Here is an 18,293-nt window from a genome sequence, read left to right as displayed (position 1 = left end):
AATATGGAGAAAATGCCAATAAAAAAGGTTGTTGAAGGACTGTTAAAACTTCAACAACATGGAGAAAGTGCGACACTTTTAGGAATTGGACCTATGTCAAAAAATTGCGTTCAAGCAACACTAGAATTATCTAAAGAAGATGACTACCCAGTGATGTTTATTGCAAGTAGAAATCAAGTAGATGCAGATGAGTTAGGTGGCGGATATGTGAATGGGTGGAATCAATATTCGTTTGCCAATGCAGTAAAAGAAGTAGCAGAAGAAATTGAATATGACAATTTATATTACTTATGTCGTGATCATGGAGGACCATGGCAACGAGATAAAGAAAGAAATGATCATTTACCTTTAGAAACAGCAATGAGTCTTGGAAAAAAATCATACGAAGAAGATATTAAATCAGGTTTTGATTTATTGATGATTGATCCTACAAAAGATCCATTCGAAATGGGAAAAGTGATTCCACTTGATGTGGTTATTGATCGCACAGTTGAACTCATTGAATATTGTGAAAAAGTCAGAAAAGAAAATAATTTACCAGAAATTGGATATGAGGTAGGAACTGAGGAGACAAACGGAGGGTTAACCTCAACTGAGACATATGAAACATTTATTAAGAAATTGGAAAGAGAGTTAGTTGCTCGTGGTTTACCAATGCCAACATTTATTGTTGGACAAACTGGTACATTGACACGTAAAACAGAACAAATTGGTACGTTTAATTTTAAAAATGCGTTTGATTTAGCACAAATGGCTAAAAAATATAATGTTGGCTTAAAAGAGCATAATGGTGATTATCTTGATGATGTGACTCTACTTGAGCATATTCCTTCAAAAATTACTGCAACAAATATTGCACCTCAATATGGTACGCAAGAAACTAGAGCATATTTACATCTAGCTGCAGTCGAACAAAAACTTATGGAGTATGGGCTTATTAAAGAAGCATCAAATACAAGAGAAACGTTACTTATTCATGCAATAAAAAGCGAACGTTGGCGTAAGTGGATGGTTGGAGATCAAAAGAATTTAACGATTGATCAAATCCAAGCAGACCCTGTATTATCTAATGAAATTCTTGATATTGCTGGACACTATACATTCAATGATGAAGAAGTAAAAGAAGAAATTGAAAAAATGTACAACAATTTAAACGAACACAATATTGATGGAAATAGATATGTTATCGATTATATTAAACGACCAATTCGCGATTATGCAGAATGCTACAATCTAAAAGGGGTTACATCTAGAATTATTGAAAATTCAATATAGAAAATATGCAGTCACAAATAAGTGGCTGCAGTATTTGTATTGGACATATTTTATATGATATCGTAGAAATGCGATGGAGGGATATTATGTTAAGTGCTCGAATGCTTATAATTATTGAATACTTAAGGAATCAGAAAACTACTAGTTTTAGAGAAATTGCAAGTGAATTGGATATTAAAGAACGAAGTGTTCGATACGACATTAAAGGAATAAATGAGGAGCTTCTAGTTCGTGGATTACCACAAATAGAAAAACAATCAAAAGGAAAGCTTCTAATATCAAATTCTCATATCTTTGATGAATTGCTAGATAATAATGATATTCAATTGTCTAGCGATGAAAGAGAATCACTAATCCGTCTTTACATTTTGTTTAATGTTGAGAAACTTAATATACGTAGATTATCCGACGAACTTGAGGTTAGTCGAAGGTCTGTTCAAAATGATGTTGATAATGTAATGAATAAACTTGAATTGTATGAGATGCATTTGTCTTATGATAGAAAATTCATTTTAAAGGAATCAGAGGACAATAGTTATCTTGTTAGAATGAATGAGATAAAAAAATACATATATTTACTGACAAAGGAAGTTGATTCACTTAATTTATTTGAGAATAAGGTCATGGACTTTTTAAATAATATATTTGGTGAAGAAGTTATTTTTAAGTTATATCACTGGATATTGAATAGAATAAAGCGAATGCAATGGAGTTTCAGTGATAACTCATTTGATTGGTATGTTGCAAATGTGCTTACTACATGTCTTTGCATTATGCGCAAGTATACAATTCCTCATTATGAATCAACGAATGATATTGAAAATAGTTCTATCACTGAAGTAGAAGAAATATTACATCTTACATTAACAACAAATCAAAAACATTTAATCTTAAGCTATTCAAATTACACAAATAAGTATGGAGAACTTGACATTAATTTAGATTTGATACTTACTGAAGATATTATTTCTCGTATGATTTCAATGATGTCGGATGCACTACAAGTATATTTTCTAAAAGATACAATATTAATTAAGGGATTATTAAATCATGTGGCTCCTTTACTTGAAAGAATCAAAGGAAATGTACATGTTTATACTATGGATGAAACTGTAATTCCAGAAAGCTATATGTACGTTTATGAAGCAATTCAAGCTTGCACAAAACAAATACCTATTCTGGAGAGTATTACAAAGGAAGAACTTGTGTATCTAACAATTCATTTTATTGGTAGTATACAAAGATTACGTCATAATTCTTTGAAGAAAGTATTACTGATTTGTGGGTTAGGTTATGGAGCAACAGCTCTATTAAAAGATTCGTTGAGAAATGAGTATCAAGTGGATGTTGTTGGTAGTTTCTCTGCTTATGAAGTTGATGCATATACACAATGGGAAGATGTTGATGTTGTTATATCCACATCGAAAATAGTATTGCCAGTTCCAAAAGCAATGGCTGTTGTAAATGCTGTCTTTACATTAGAAGATCATGCCAAACTTGAAAAGCTTGGACTTGAAAAGAAAAATGTACTAACAAATTATATTGATATTGAAAGAAGGTTAGATTTCTTAAGTGATAAAGATCGTAACAAAACATTAACTATTATTAAGGAGGAACTTGGCTATAAAGACGTTAACATTCCCCAACGATATAGTTATATTAGTGACTTAATCGGAATCGAATCTATACGTATTGTTGATTCTATATCACGATGGAAGGATGCAGTCAATCTTTCAACAGGAATTCTGTTAGAGAATAAGTTAGTTACAGATGAGTATCAAACTACCATATTGAGAGGGATAGAAGAGTCTGGATTTTATTCGGTGACAGATGAACGATTTGCGCTGTTCCATTGTGGAAATACAGATTCAATTAAACTAAGTGGAATGAGTTTGTTGGTAAGTAAGAAACCAATAGAGTTTGGTCAAAAGAAAGTAAATGTATTGTTTAGTTTAGCTAGTAAAGATCGAAAGGAGCATATTCCAGCTATTGTGAAACTAATGCGAATGGTAAATACAACGAATTTTATCGATGCTTTGAAACTATGTAATACAGCAACTGAAGTTCTTAATGAACTATATAGATGTGAAGAAGAAATCAAAGTGAGTTAAATAAAACACCATACCTAACGGATTAATTTAGGTATGGTGTTTGTTTATAAAATTGTTTTCATTGCTTTATAGATTCCATCATTATCATTGGTATCTGTAATGTATTTAGCAAGTTCCAAAATCGGTTTATCTGCATTTGCCATAGCAATAGTATTCGTGAAAGTTTCAAACATTTCATAGTCATTCATACTATCACCAAACACATATACATCATCTTTAGAGATTTGTAGACTGTTTGCATATTCAAGTAGTAAAGTTGCTTTGTTAGCATCTTTTGAAGTAATTTCCATAAATGCTTCATATGATGAATGGACAGCAAGTTCAGGTAAATTATCAATACGTAATCGACCTTCTACACGTTTTTCAGCATCGAAGTTACGTGCATCGATTTTTAAGATTTTTGCACCTGTATCTATAAATTCATCAATACTAGTTACTTCATGCGTATTAGCTAAGAAGATATCTTTTTTCATTAGTGGAGAATCTTTCACATCATCGAAATCATCACCACGATTTTGCTTCACAATTTTCATATGATTATCAAAGAATGTATCAATATCTTCAAATATATATTTACCTTTCGTTGTATGCACAGTAAACAGAAAGTCATAGGCAACTAGAATTTCGAGAATTGAACGTGCTGTTTGATCACTCATACTGCTTTCTTTTTGAATGGTTCCATCTTTAGTGATAAGTTGGTGTCCATTGTTTAATAGTAGATCACAATCAAGTTGATATAAATCTACAATTGGTTTAACTAAATCATAGTTACGACCTGTAACTATACACATACGATTTCCTTGTTTAAGAAATGCGCGAATGACTTCCAAAGAAGAATCAGCAATTTTCTGTTTACTTGTTAGTAATGTACCATCTAAATCAAATGCTAATAATTTCATATACTATCATTAAACTTAGCATAAACTAAGTTTATCTCCTTTCACTTTAAAACGATTTGTCCACTTGGTATGCTATCACATATGACGTTGGTTATCTAGTTAATATCTCTACAAAATATCGGATTTATCATTGATAAGGCTTTCATTTATGTATCAAGATACATCTTTAGTGATTGAACATGATATGATAGTAGAAAGAAAGGGTGGATACGATGATACAAGGACTTACAAAGAAGAAACTAACAATGCTAAATGAGCAAGTGGATATCTATATATTTCGGCCTAAGGAAATACAAGAAGATAAAATATATCCAATTGTTTGGGTGCTTGATGGAGATAGTATTTTTAATAATTTAGGACAGATGTTTCGTGATCCTTTATTACAAGAAATGTATGTAATTGGGATACAACCAAGTAATCGAGATGCACAGTATACGCCATGGGATGTTAGTGAATTACATGATATTTATGAGAACTTTACAGGACAGGCATCGGTATATTTAAATGAATTACTACAAGTGCTGCCACCTTTTTTAGAAGAACAGCAGATTCCTAAAGTTCCTACATATCTTACAGGTTTTTCACTTGCTGGATTATTTTCGACGTATTCTTTATATCAAACAGATTACTTTGCAGGTGTTGGAAGTCTATCAGGATCTTTCTGGTATCCAAATTGGTTAACATTTATTAATGAACATCAAGTACTTAATAACCAAGCACAAGTATACTTTTCTTGTGGTACTCGAGAATGGATGGAGACAAGTGGAGAAAAACTATTCACAAAAGATTTAACTCAAGCAACAATTGATACATTACCAAATCGTTCAGTTGAACTATACATTGATGAAGGTGGTCACACACAATATTTAATGAAACGTTGGATGAATGTACTGCAGTGGATACACAATCAAACAAAATAAAAATGAGCACGAGCTCATTTTTGTTTATCTATCCATAATCATGTTTATAATTACAATTTCTGAATCACTACCAAGTCTAGCTGGTACTCCCCAAGTTCCTGCACCACTTGATGTTATCATTTGATATGGCTCTTTAAAATAGCCATAAGAGTGCGGAAATTGAATTGCAACCAATAAGTTGTATGGAAATATTTGACCATCGTGGGTGTGTCCAGATAGCTGTAAATCAATATCACGATAGTCATCAATGATTGGCTGATGATCTAAAACAATGATAGGTTTACTTTGGTCAAGCTTTTTAGCAAGTGATTTTAGAGATGGACGATCTTTATGCTTCGTGTAATCATCACGTCCAATAAGTTGGATATCATCGGCAACTACCATCACATCGTCCACAATTGGAGTAATACCTGCTGCTTCAAGTGCATCATAATAGATGCCTAGATTGCTGCGATGTTCCTCGTGGTTACCAAACACATAGTAAGAACCATAGGTAGGGGTTAGTTGTTTGAACACATCAACTGATTTCTTTAGATGATAATCATTTGTTAGTTCATCAAAGATATCTCCACCAAATAGTACTAAATCTGGTTCTGCGTTATTTACATCATCCACAATTTTCTTAAGTTTTTTAATGTCTACTGAATTTCCTAAATGTAAGTCACTAATGTATGCAATGCGAAGTTCACTATGTATACTTTCTTTTTGCACATGAACATAATAACTCTGTGTTGTTATGACTCGAGCGTGAATCGTTGAATATGTTCCAATAATAATAGAGAATACCATTAATAGCATAATAATATCTCTTCTAGGAACATACCATTTACGAATCATTCGTTTTTGAATAATGTTGTAAATTGATACAAATGCGAAAAAGATAAATGACAGAATAATAAACATAAAGAATACACTTGTACTCCAAAGAATAAATAACACTGGCCATCCATGTGTCGTTAGTCTAGGAACTAAGAAGAAACGTAAAATAAACATAAACTGGAAAAAATACAAAAATGTATATAAGCCTCTTTTTACTTTCTTGTTCTTAATACGTAAAATCTCAATGTATTTAAATGCTGTATACCCTGTAACAACAATAAGAAACACAAGTAATAATAATTTAAATATACTCACCATGCTTATATTTTAGCATGGATTTTATTAAAAATCTCAATGATTAAACTTGTTTGAGTGATAGAGTGAATACGAATAATAAAAGCAGATAAAAATAATTACTAATCCAAAGTATTATAACTATTCTCATTCTTTTGTATATTGTATGCAAAATGTAGAAAAAAGTTGCCGGAAATGTTACACTAGGTGAGATAAAAAAAGGAGAAAATGATGGCTGATAAAATTATTGTATTAGACTTTGGTAGTCAATATAACCAGTTGATTGCTAGACGTATTCGTGAGTTTGGAGTTTATAGTGAATTACATCCACATGATATGAGTCTAGATGAAATTAAAGCATTAGGTGATGTTAGAGGGATTATCTTTAGTGGTGGACCAAATAGTGTCTATGATGAAGATGCATTTAAAGTAGATAAAGCAATATATGAAGCAGGGATTCCAATTCTAGGGATTTGTTATGGAATGCAAATGACTCACTATATGAATGGTGGAAAGGTTAAAGCATGTGATTCAAAAGAATATGGTAGAACTGAAATCGAAATTGAGAATGACTCACCAATCTTCAAAGGATTGCCAAAAAAACAAGTTGTTTGGATGTCACATGGTGATCAAGTAAGTGAGCTTGCTGATGGATTTGTAAAAGACGCATCAAGTTCAACATGCACATTTGCAGTAACAAGCAATGTAGCTAAGAATATTTATACATTGCAATTTCATCCAGAAGTACGTCACTCAGAGTTTGGGAATGATATTTTAAAAAACTTTGTCTTTGAAGTTTGTCATGCAGATGCTGATTGGTCTATGCATAGTTTTGTCGATACAGAAATCGCAAAGATCCGTGAACAAGTAGGAACTGATAAAGTATTACTTGCTCTTAGTGGTGGAGTAGATTCTTCTGTAGTTGCAGCGTTATTACATAAAGCGATTGGTGATCAACTATACTGTATGTTTATTGATCATGGATTATTACGTAAAGGTGAAGCTGAAGGCGTAATGGAGATGTTTGGAAAAGAAATGAACATCAACCTTACAAAAGTAGATGCAAGAGAACGTTTCTTAAATAAGCTTGCTGGAGTTAGTGATCCAGAAGAAAAACGTAAAATCATTGGTAATGAATTTGTTTATACATTTGATGAAGAAGTGAAAAAACTTGTTCAAGGAGAAGATATTAAGTGGTTAGCTCAAGGAACATTATATACAGATGTTATTGAGTCTGGTACAAAAACAGCTCAAACAATCAAATCACACCATAATGTTGGTGGATTACCTGAAGATATGCAGTTTAAATTAATTGAGCCATTAAATACATTATTTAAGGATGAAGTTCGTGCATTAGGTACAGAACTTGGGCTTCCTGAATCAATGGTGTGGCGTCAACCATTCCCAGGACCAGGATTAGGTATTCGTGTTCTTGGTGAAATCACTGAAGAGAAACTAGAAATTGTACGTGATTCAGATTTCATTCTACGTGAGGAAATTGCAAAAGCAGGATTAGATAGAGAGATTTGGCAATACTTTACAGCACTTACAAATATGCGTTCTGTTGGAGTTATGGGAGATCAAAGAACATATGACTATGCAGTTGCCATTCGCGCTGTAACATCAATTGATGGAATGACTGCTGACTGGGCACATATTCCGTTTAATGTGCTATCAGTTATCTCGAGTAGAATTGTAAATGAAGTTAATCATGTGAATAGGGTACTATTAGACATTACTAGTAAGCCTCCAGGGACGATTGAGTTTGAATAGTTAATGATTATCTTAATTAAATATTGTATAATATTTAAGGGACAATCTTTATTCATGAGTATTTGATTTAACTATAATCGAAATAAAGAGATTGTTTTTACAAATAATCTCTTTTGTTTTTGATTTTAATAATTTTGGTAAGTATTGTAAGTATACTAAAGGAGGAATAAAATGGATGTTTTTGGAATAGGATATGATGAATACCGTGACTGGATACGTAATTCTAGAAAACGTGGTATTAGTTGGGATGATATTGCACTAGGACTTAAAAAAGATGAAAGAGGATTGGTTGAATTTCTAAATCGTAAAGTATTTGAAGATGGATTCTGTGAAATTACACTTGAAGAATGGGATGCTATTGTAAAATCATTAAAAGAGAGTGAAGAAAAGATGATTGCTTTTAAGGATTCAAAAAAATCGGGGATTATCACTAATGGAGCTGATAATAATGAATTTGAAGTGCCTAAAGGAAATCAAACTGTTTGGGTGAATTACAGAAAAATGCTAAAAAGAAAGAAATTCGATGAGGATGCCATTGCAGGAATTGAAGACAGTGCACATAGAACTCTTAAAAGACTAAGTATAGATACAAGACAAATTGGATCAATAAAAGGTATGGTTGTTGGAAATGTACAATCGGGAAAAACTGCTAATATGGCTGGCTTGATAGCTATGGCTGCTGATTATGGATGGAATATGTTCATCGTTTTATCCGGGACTATCGATAATCTTAGAATTCAAACACAAGAAAGATTAATTAACGATTTGAATTATCAAGACAATTGCAATATTAGTTTTCAACTTCTTGAACATCCGTCTACTTCAAGTGGCTTTGTTAAAGAATCACAATTGTTTAATTTTAATGATGGACAATCAAAAAGATATTTTACCGTATGTCTAAAAAATGCGAAAAGACTACAAGCGTTAAATGATTGGCTTCATCATGACGAAAATAAATATAAAAATATGAAGATTCTTATAATTGATGATGAGGCTGATCAGGCAAGTGTAAATACAAGCAATATGTACGAAACACTGTCAATTGAAGAAATTAACGATGAGAGAAAAAAGATAAATAAACTTATCATCGACTTGGTAGAAGGAACAAAAAATGGATATATAAAAAATAAAGATTTTAAAGCGAAAGCAATAAATTATGTGTCATACACTGCTACACCATATGCAAACTTTTTAAATGAATCAACAATAGACTCTTTATATCCAAGAAATTTTATAAATTTTTTAGATCAAACAAAAGAATATTTTGGTCCACAAGAAATCTTTGGTGTTAGTGGTGTTGAAGACTATAATGGAATGGATATTGTAAGAAATGCTGACGATTTTGATAGAAAGGCGTTAAAAAATGCAACTGAACGTAATTTGAATTTTAGTGCACCAAAAAGTTTAGAGCATTCTTTATTATGGTTTTTGTGTACAGCAGCTACTATGCGACATTTTCAAGTAAATAGTTTGATAAGTAGAAAACCTGTTACGTTATTAATTCATGTAAGTCAAAGACAAGCCGATCACAATACGATTTATCATTCTCTTCATAATCTTTTGACAAGTTATAAACATAATGTTAGTCAAACGATTGAAGCTTGCAAGAAAGTTTGGATGCGCGAGACAACAGCACTTGATAAAGGGAAATTCATAGATTCATTACCTTTATATGACTATAACTCAAGAAAAATAAATGATTATCCGATGTTCGAAGAAATTGAAATTTACATTGAAGAACTTTTATCTAAGATTTCATATATAAAGTTAGATGAACAAGGGAATCTCAACTATCATAACGGTTTGCATATATGTGTTGATAACTGCGCGAACAACATGTCTCGTGATAGTGATGATCATGTTCGTTTAGCATATCCTAGTGAAATAAAGGATGATAACCTTGCTCCAGCTTTTATAGTTATTGGTGGGAGTACTTTATCTAGAGGATTAACTATGGAAGGATTGGTTTCTACATATTTTCTTCGTACTGTAAAGCAAGCAGATACATTAATGCAAATGGGACGTTGGTTTGGGTATCGTAAAGGTTATGAACTACTTCCTCGAATTTGGATGGATTCAGATGCACAAGAAAAATTTGAATTCTTATCAGAGCTAGATTATGAGTTAAGGAGTGATTTAGAACGTTTTCAAAATGGATGTGATCCAAAAGAATATGGTGTAAACATTAAAAGTACACCAAAAATGTCATGGCTAGCAATTACTTCAAAAAATAAAATGCAAGCCGCAATCAATGCCAATTTTGATTTTAGTGGGTACTCGACACAAACTACACTTTTCTCTAATAATGAAGAAAGTGTCGCTACAAACTTAGCAAACTTAGATGTACTGATACAAAAATTGGATGATTTTGATGTTACACATGACGGAACAAGTCTTTGTTGTAGAAACGTCAATTTCAACGAGGTAATAAAACCATTTTTGGAAGTTTATCAAGCTCCAAAAGAAACGAGTTTTTTTCACGAAATTGAACAGTTTACAAAGTGGTTTGAAGAAATTAACTCTAGCCAAGAATACGATAACTGGAACATCGTATTTAACGGATCAGGGAAAATTAACGATCAAAATCCTTGGGTGGTAAAGAATTATGGATTAGGATTAACAAATCGTTCAAAATTGATAAGTGAAAAAAATGACGAGAAAAACCTTATTGATATAAGAATTTTAAGATCACCAATTGATTTGCTTGCAGATGTTCCATTAGAGTTTGCATCACGTGTTGATTTTAAAGGCTTAAGTAGAAATCAAAAAAGAATCACACAAGAATATAAATCATATAGAAAATTGGTAGGTTTAGAAAAAACGCCTTTACTGACAATATATCGTATAAAGAAGGATTATAAATATCTTTCAAACTCTAATAAAATAAATAAAACACGTGAAGATATGTGTGCTGTAGATGATCTTGTTGGTTTAATGATTACAATGCCTGGACAAAAAATAAACGATAATCACGTTGTTACTATTACAATAGACCTTGCCAAACATAAGGAATTTGATTATGAAGATTGATGTATTAAGAAATGGTAGAATGCAACAAACAGGAAGTTCATTGTTTCGTGCAATTCAAAATAATAAACTTCCGACTTTAGACTTGTTGACTAGAGAGGTTGTTCAAAATAGTTTGGACGCATCGGATTTATCAAAAAAGTATGTTGATTTTGGTGTCTTAGCAGGTGATTTTAATTCAAAAGAATTTCTAATACACTTGGATGAGCTAAATAACAGTTTTTCATTGAAATATCCATTGGATAGATATCGTTTTTTAGCATTTTCTGATAAAAATACTGTTGGACTTACAGGTCCTTTGAGCGATGATGAAGTTACAGAGAGTAATAAGGCAGGAAATTTGCTTAAACTTATTTATCATATAATGAAGCCTCAAGAGCAAGAAGGTGCAGGAGGTTCTTGGGGGCTAGGGAAAACAGTGTATTTTAGAGTAGGTATCGGAATGGTGCTATATTATTCTCGTGTGAAGCTAAGCAATGGACAATATCAACAGCGACTTGCTGTCACATTAGTTGAGAATGAAAAGGAAGATACATTTATTCCTAAAGACAAGTACAAAAATTATGCTGGTATAACATGGTGGGGCAAGAGGTATAAAGATACCGGTGAAACATGCCCGATCACTGATGATGAAGAAATAAATGAAATTCTTCATTGTTTTAATATAACACCATACTTTGGTGAAGAGACTGGAACAATTATATTAATTCCTTATGTCAATGATGAAGATCTACTTAATAACGCTCACCAGATTTATAGTGATAATGATACAAGATATCCATGGACAAATTCTTTGGGTGCATATTTTCGTGTTGCAATTCAAAGGTGGTATGGTCCGCGTGTCAATAATATCAATTATCAATATGGACCATTTTTAAGAGTGTCTATAAATAGAAATGTGTTAAGCGAAAATGATATTTTGCCATTATTTAAAATTATAAAGGAACTATATAATGAAAATGAGGGCTACTTTCTTAGTTTTCATAATCCAATGATAATCAAAGATGTAATACTAACAAATGAGTTTGCTTCTAGTTCAAATAGACTTGCAGGAAAAATAATGTTTATTAAAGTAAATAAATATGAACTTAAGATGACTCCACCACATAACTACTTTTCACCATATAGTTATTGCAGTTTAGACATTCCTACTGAAGGTAACCTTCCTATAATTACATTTACTCGAAAACCCTGTTTAATTATTAACTATGAATTTGAGAGCGATTGGACAAGAGGTATTCCAAAAACTGAGGAAGATGAGTATTTAATAGGAATATTTAAACTTAATTCTGAAAATAAACTGCTTCAAATGGATGGTAGAGAAAATTATGATAACTTGGAACAATACATTAGATCAATTGAGTTAGGTGATCATTCTAGATGGGATGACAAGCCGGAATACAAAATAATAAGAAAGATTAAATCTCATGTATCTAAGTTTGTAGTTAATGAATATAAAGAAGATACAGCATCTAATACAATTGAAATTGACGAGGCGATAGGTCGCCAGGTTGCAGCGATATTATTGCCCTCAACAGGGTTTGGAAGAAGTAGTACATTAATAAAATCAAGCAATGGAGCGTCAAGTGAGTCATTTAGTGCTACCGGTAAGAATGCAAATTGTAAGGTAACTAGTTCAAAACTTACAAATCGTGGTTTAAAGAATGATGTTGAGATATTTACCGGAAAAAATAATAATCAAATAGATATTACTATAAGTGTTGAAAGAGAAACTGGAAGTTTTACGTTTAGAAACTGGATGGAAGAATTCAATGAAGAATTTCCGTTTTTTATATATAGTTTTAATGTTGATTCAATTATGGGCAAAAAAATAGAGGGCAAGTGCATTGGGTTATATATTGACGATAAAAATCCTTATGCTCAATATGAGGGGATAACTTGCAAGTTATTGCGAGGCCGCAATTTGGATAACTTACCAACAAAAAATTACCTTTGTATTCGGCTTTCAGGAAACGCTTTAAAAAACAGAAAGATTCGAGCCGAACTTTGTATTGGTTCGATTTCTAGAGATTTTAAAGGTCTAATAAAAGTAATTGGAAAAGAGGTAATAGATGAGTAATTCATTTGTCATGTATCCCACCATAGATGAAAATCTATTTGACTTAATGGGAATTACACTAAATAATGTAAAATTCTTTTTTCTAAATGAAGAAGGTGAAATTGAAATAGACGATATTGAAAGAGAGAATATGAGCTATCAGATTGTCTCTACTTTGACAGGTTACAGTCCCCAAAAGAATGAATTAATAATTGAAGTTGAGTTGGAAATAACTGATGTAAGACATTTGTTTGGTGAAGAAGGAGTAACAAATGCATTTGGAGTGCTTGGAATCGCTTTACATTGGTATTCCGTAAGTTCATCACAACGTGGATCATGTAAAATTCACGAAATACACCCAATGGATAAGAAGGTATTGGTCAACTATCGAAAAAAAATAAACGCAAGTGAATTTCGTGGAGTCGTAGATTTTAATTTTAGTATATATTTAGAAAGTATGAAACCGAATTTTTTAGATGAATTCTATTGTAATACTCCTGGTACAATTTTTGGACAATTTTTACCATTTAAATTAATATTTGATGGAAGAGGATCAATGTTTCCAATCACAGTTGAATCAAGACCAAATGCTCCTTTATGGCGTGTCCTTATGGAATTTGGAGATATATGTAATGAAACTTTCACCTCGGAGTATTTACAAATATGTTTGAATAGTGCACACCCACAATTTCAAATAATTAATGAAGGTTTAAGTATTAAAAAATCTCCTCTATTAATCGAAATAATATCAAGTGCATTAGTGATTATAGTTGATGAGATTAAAAGTGATCAAAATGATTGGGAAAATATCTTAAGTGGAAACTATCAAGAAGGTTCTATTGCAGCAGCTATACATTATTTTTTAACTACTTTTGAATGGGATGTATCTAGTTTAAACAAATTATCTTATTCGATTCGAAACACACTTAATGAGAAAATAGGGAGATAATCATATGGTTTGGAAAGAATTAACTAAAAGTCAATGTGAAGAAATTATATCTACAACTGATAAATTGGAACCGGATTTTGATGCTGAATATCAAGAATTGTATGATGGATTAGCAAAAATATACAAAGACATTGCAATTTCAACGAAAAATAAATATAAAATTGATTATTTATTTGGACTCTCACTGTATTCTTATCTTCGTGATGCAAACTTTACTTTACGAGATGCTTCAAATGATGATGTATGGAGATATTTATCGGTAAAAGTTTTTCCTCAACAAGTTGCTAGCCGTTGGAATGGTTTGCATGAAGACCGATTATATAAACTATCGAGAAGAATATGGTTGAAAACACTTTGGTGGTATATTCATTTAAGTTGGGCAGGTAGTGTTGAAGAAACGACTAAGGTAGTTGAAGGGAATTCGACGGATGAAATAATGCAATTAGTTGAGCGTAGTGGAAAAGGATATTTAATATCGTTATATCGTCAAATTATGTTAAAATATTCTTTGCTGGATTCAAGTTATAAGAAAAGAACGACAAATATCTTTAGAAAAGTATTAATTTTAAATACAGCAATGATTCAAACGGTAGAACCATGTTTTTTTAGTGGCGGTCTCGTAGGATATGTAGATTACCTATTTAATTATTTTATAGATGGAGAAAAACAATGAATGATATCAGTTTTGATTTGAAGAAAAATTTTGCAAACCTTTATCATAACCAAGCTTTGCGTATTCACGCGGATAGCGACTTAGAAATTTGGACAATTCGTACGAATAAAGAATATGGAATAGCGGTTGAAAACTTTTATGAAGTTGAAATTGATGAAAAATTTAACTCTGTCAGTCTTTGCAGTAAAAAGAGAATTATAAATAACAGAGATGGAAGTTGGTTGCTTTTAGTTACACAGGAAGAAGGTTTAAGAGAACAGTTTTCGTCTATTTGTGCTGAGTTTATACTAAATGGCATCAAATATTTAAAAAATGGTTCTTTTGCGAATCCGTATGCTTGGTGGGAATCTTGGAGACAGCTACTGGGAGATTCGATAAAAACGAAGCGAATTTATGATGTACTAGGTGAGTTGATTTGTTATGAAAATATTTATGAACGAAATCCGAATACTACCTGGTTCGCTGAAACCTATGGAGTTAACGATATTGAAACAAACAAAGGTAGATATGAGGTAAAGTCGACAGTTGCTAGGTATGGTAGCGCTGTTACAATATCAAGTGAGTATCAACTTGATTCAAAAAAAACTTTAAAGTTACTATTCTGCAGGTTTGAAAAAGTGGATATGAATGGTATCTCTATCAATGATGTTTTGGCAAGCAATACATTTACAGAAAAACATAAAGTAGAGCTAGAGGAAAAATTAGGCAATTTAGGATACCCTAAGCATATGCCAGAAAGAAATATTAAATTTAGATTATTAAGCATAATGGAATATACAATTGATGATAAGTTTCCAAGAATTACGAAACATTCATTTAAAGATGATGTATATCCAAAAAGCATTTCTAATATCCAGTATCAAATTGATCTTAATGGATTGAATTGTAGACAGATTAAAACAAAGTGGGAGGAATAACGTGATAAGGTTAGCAGAGACATTCAGTGGAATAGGTGCTCAAAGAAAGGCATTGCGAAATGCTGGAATTGAGCATGAAGTTCTTGTTACATGTGATTGGGATGTTACTGCAATGGTAGCATATGATATAATTCATCATGGTCCTTTGGAGTTTTCTAAGTTTAATAATATGACTGATGAAGAAGTAATGAATGAGTTTAAACGTTATTCACTAAGTATGAATGGAAAGGTTCCGATTAAAAGTAATAGTTCGATTTATAAAAAACCAGATGTACTACGTCGAATTTTAGGCGCAAAGGAAAGATCTAATAATGTTGGCAGCATTATGGAAATGCGTGCAACTGACATTCCAAATGATTGTAATTGCCTTTCGTACTCATTTCCATGCCAAGATTTATCTGTGGCTGGTTTTTGGCACGGAAATAAGGGTGGGATTGATAGATTAAGTGAAAATCGGTCTAACATGTTATGGCAAATTGACAGATTACTTAGTGAAATGGAAACTATTCATAAAGAAAAACCTCGGTTTTTATTAATGGAAAATGTAAGTAATATACTAGGAAAAAGAAATAAGCCGAATTTTGATGAATGGTTAGTTACACTTGAAGAGTATGGGTACTATAATAAAGTGATGGTGCTAAATGCTCAAAATTTCGGATTACCGCAAAAAAGAGTTAGAGCATATATGTTGAGTATTCGAATAAATGATCAACCACAGGGATTCGATCAAGTATTAAATGATTATTTTTCACAAAATGATTTAACAAATTTTCATGCTAATGTAGAATTAAACCTAGAGAATTATTTGCGATTAAATATGGCTAACGAGATCTATTTAAACGAAGCATTATCCGTTCAACCAAATAATACAAAGTCTCGAGCAAGAATATATAGAGATAATCATCATATTCTTGATAATGAAGGAAATGTAGTGAATGAAATACTTGCAACAGTTACTACAAAACAAGATCGCCATCCAAACTCAGGTGTGATTGCAATGCCACATCGTCAAGGTAAATCTGACTTCAGGTACTTGACTCCAAGGGAATGTTTTTTACTAATGGGGTTTTCAGAAGATGACTATAATAGTCTATTGAATAATAACTTTAATATGTCTTCAAAATACAGTCTATTTAGTTTAGAGCGATTATATAGACTGGCTGGAAATAGTATTGCAGTCAATGTACTAATGGAGATTTTCTCGCAAATTGATGATTTAAATGAGAAATATTTCTATGATAGATAGATGATTAATAAAGTCTTTTTCTGTGTAAAATGATAGGAATCTCTATGTGATACACAAAACTATGATATAAAACAAAAACTGAACCAGTATTAGTGAGGAGTGTTTAGATAATGCAAATAGATATGAAGTATTTTAATGTTTATTATTTTTGTCAGTTAGCAAATGAGTCTATGGGGAAATTTGAGTATTTATCTAAAAACGCTGAGTTTTTTGAGCCTTTGCATATCGTGGATGAGTTTCCTAAAGTATCTATTTTAAGAGAATACTGTTTTTGGCTTGTTGATAGCGTCTTTGATGAACACGTTAGATATATGGATGAAAAAAATGATAATGCATACTTTGACCCTATTTTTTGGCTTAATCAAGCTATTAGTAAGTATAAAAATATTGAATTAGTAATCGATGAGAAAATATTCGAGAATACTATTGATTATTATGATAAATACGATGTTTATATTGACTATATTGATAAGATACAAGCAAATCTTTATGAGACTATAATTTATAGCGTTGCAATAGAAATGGAATACATTTTATTTCAAAATAGAGATTTCTTGTTAAGGTTTAATGAGCAAATGGCTTCTTCATTTGACTTAAAAGTTAGAAAAAGGGGTTATATTCCGAAATGGGTAAAGCGAGCGGTAATATTTAGAGATAACGGATGTTGTGTGTTTTGTAAAAAAGATTTAACAGGTTTATATACAATGTTAGAGGATGATGAAAGACATTTTGATCATATTGTCGCTATAAGTAATGGAGGATTAGATGATGTATGTAATATTCAACTGTCTTGTAAAATGTGTAATTTAAGTAAATCAGACAATAATAGTACAAGTAGTTCATATCAAAGTCCATACTAATAGGTAATAAATGAGGATACTAGCGAAAATATAATTATTATTTGCTAGCGATATATTGAGAATCAATATACCCCGAACTTCTATATTGCTGGTGTTTATCTATAGGACAAAATATCCCCTTGTTTTTGAATAGCTAATCTAAAACCCCATGTTGCTGATAATACTCCTTTTGAATAGCTAATCTAATACCCCATGTTGCTAATAATACTCGTTTTTGTTGTAAGCGTAAAATAATACACGGATTTTCAAAATAGCATACAAATGATAGGGTATCTCTATAAAAGGAGGTACCTTATTTTGAAAGAAACAACAATGAAGAAATGGCAAAAGATTATAAATGATTGTGAAGCTAGTGGTATGAGAAAAAGTGAATATTTGGAGATGTATGATATACCACCAAGTCAGTATTATAAATACCGGAAGTTATTAGCGCAGCAAGAACAAAATAACCAGTTTGAGAAGATGCAGATT

At 31.6% G+C, this 18,293-nt stretch carries 13 protein-coding genes; 11 read left to right on the top strand and 2 right to left on the bottom strand.

Features of this window, described 5'->3' with window-relative positions; genetic code table 11:
* The first annotated feature begins 3 nt into the window (after nt 1-3).
* On the top strand, nt 4-1,275 hold the full coding sequence (locus EDD63_RS02870; protein ID WP_134168303.1) for a class II D-tagatose-bisphosphate aldolase non-catalytic subunit: 1,272 nt from the start codon (nt 4-6) through the stop codon (nt 1,273-1,275).
* Between the two features lie 86 nt (nt 1,276-1,361).
* Complete coding sequence (locus EDD63_RS02865; RefSeq protein WP_134168301.1) at nt 1,362-3,386, top strand: BglG family transcription antiterminator; 2,025 nt, start codon at nt 1,362-1,364, stop codon at nt 3,384-3,386.
* Nucleotides 3,387-3,430: 44 nt separating this feature from the next.
* Here the strand turns inward: EDD63_RS02865 and EDD63_RS02860 are convergent, their stop codons facing one another.
* Nucleotides 3,431-4,285 carry an HAD family hydrolase gene (locus EDD63_RS02860; RefSeq protein WP_134168299.1) on the bottom strand — a complete coding sequence of 285 codons (855 nt, stop codon included), beginning with the start codon at nt 4,283-4,285 and terminating at the stop codon, nt 3,431-3,433.
* Between the two features lie 212 nt (nt 4,286-4,497).
* Here EDD63_RS02860 and EDD63_RS02855 point away from each other — a divergent pair, with 212 nt between their 5' ends.
* The gene (locus EDD63_RS02855) at nt 4,498-5,205 is read left to right on the top strand and encodes an alpha/beta hydrolase (RefSeq protein WP_134168297.1); all 708 of its coding nucleotides are present in this window, start codon (nt 4,498-4,500) and stop codon (nt 5,203-5,205) included.
* Nucleotides 5,206-5,229: 24 nt separating this feature from the next.
* Here the strand turns inward: EDD63_RS02855 and EDD63_RS02850 are convergent, their stop codons facing one another.
* Nucleotides 5,230-6,342 (bottom strand): metallophosphoesterase, encoded by a 1,113-nt coding sequence (locus EDD63_RS02850; RefSeq protein ID WP_134168295.1) that lies wholly within the window; start codon nt 6,340-6,342, stop codon nt 5,230-5,232.
* A 207-nt stretch (nt 6,343-6,549) separates the two neighbouring features.
* On the opposite strand from EDD63_RS02850, the gene guaA reads away from it, so the two are divergent.
* The 8 genes from guaA to EDD63_RS02810 all read left to right on the top strand — a co-directional run bounded on the left by guaA (nt 6,550) and on the right by EDD63_RS02810 (nt 17,822).
* Nucleotides 6,550-8,091: a glutamine-hydrolyzing GMP synthase gene (gene guaA, locus EDD63_RS02845; RefSeq protein ID WP_134168293.1), complete on the top strand. Its 1,542-nt coding sequence runs from the start codon at nt 6,550-6,552 to the stop codon at nt 8,089-8,091.
* Nucleotides 8,092-8,262: 171 nt separating this feature from the next.
* A complete protein-coding gene (locus EDD63_RS02840; protein ID WP_134168291.1) occupies nt 8,263-11,121 on the top strand; it encodes a Z1 domain-containing protein in 2,859 nt (952 codons plus the stop codon).
* Nucleotides 11,111-13,198 carry a hypothetical protein gene (locus tag EDD63_RS02835; RefSeq protein WP_134168289.1) on the top strand — a complete coding sequence of 696 codons (2,088 nt, stop codon included), beginning with the start codon at nt 11,111-11,113 and terminating at the stop codon, nt 13,196-13,198. Before EDD63_RS02840 ends, EDD63_RS02835 begins: the two co-directional genes overlap by 11 nt.
* Nucleotides 13,191-14,126, top strand: a complete 936-nt coding sequence (locus tag EDD63_RS02830; protein ID WP_134168287.1) for a hypothetical protein — start codon at nt 13,191-13,193, stop codon at nt 14,124-14,126. The genes EDD63_RS02835 and EDD63_RS02830 overlap by 8 nt, the downstream gene beginning before the upstream one ends.
* A gap of 4 nt (nt 14,127-14,130) precedes the next feature.
* Nucleotides 14,131-14,799 (top strand): DUF6339 family protein, encoded by a 669-nt coding sequence (locus EDD63_RS02825; RefSeq protein ID WP_134168285.1) that lies wholly within the window; start codon nt 14,131-14,133, stop codon nt 14,797-14,799.
* Nucleotides 14,796-15,716: a PD-(D/E)XK motif protein gene (locus tag EDD63_RS02820; RefSeq protein WP_134168283.1), complete on the top strand. Its 921-nt coding sequence runs from the start codon at nt 14,796-14,798 to the stop codon at nt 15,714-15,716. The genes EDD63_RS02825 and EDD63_RS02820 overlap by 4 nt, the downstream gene beginning before the upstream one ends.
* A 1-nt stretch (nt 15,717) precedes the next feature.
* Nucleotides 15,718-16,962, top strand: coding sequence for a DNA (cytosine-5-)-methyltransferase (gene dcm, locus EDD63_RS02815; protein WP_134168281.1), 1,245 nt, complete (start codon nt 15,718-15,720; stop codon nt 16,960-16,962).
* 110 nt (nt 16,963-17,072) lie between these two features.
* Nucleotides 17,073-17,822 carry an HNH endonuclease gene (locus EDD63_RS02810; RefSeq protein ID WP_134168279.1) on the top strand — a complete coding sequence of 250 codons (750 nt, stop codon included), beginning with the start codon at nt 17,073-17,075 and terminating at the stop codon, nt 17,820-17,822.
* Nucleotides 17,823-18,293: the final 471 nt, after the last annotated feature.

The sequence above is a fragment of the Breznakia blatticola genome (assembly GCF_004365815.1).
GTDB lineage: Bacteria > Bacillota_I > Bacilli_A > Erysipelotrichales > Erysipelotrichaceae > Breznakia > Breznakia blatticola.
Note: the sequence above shows the minus strand (reverse complement) of the source record. Positions and strands in the feature narration are given on the sequence as shown.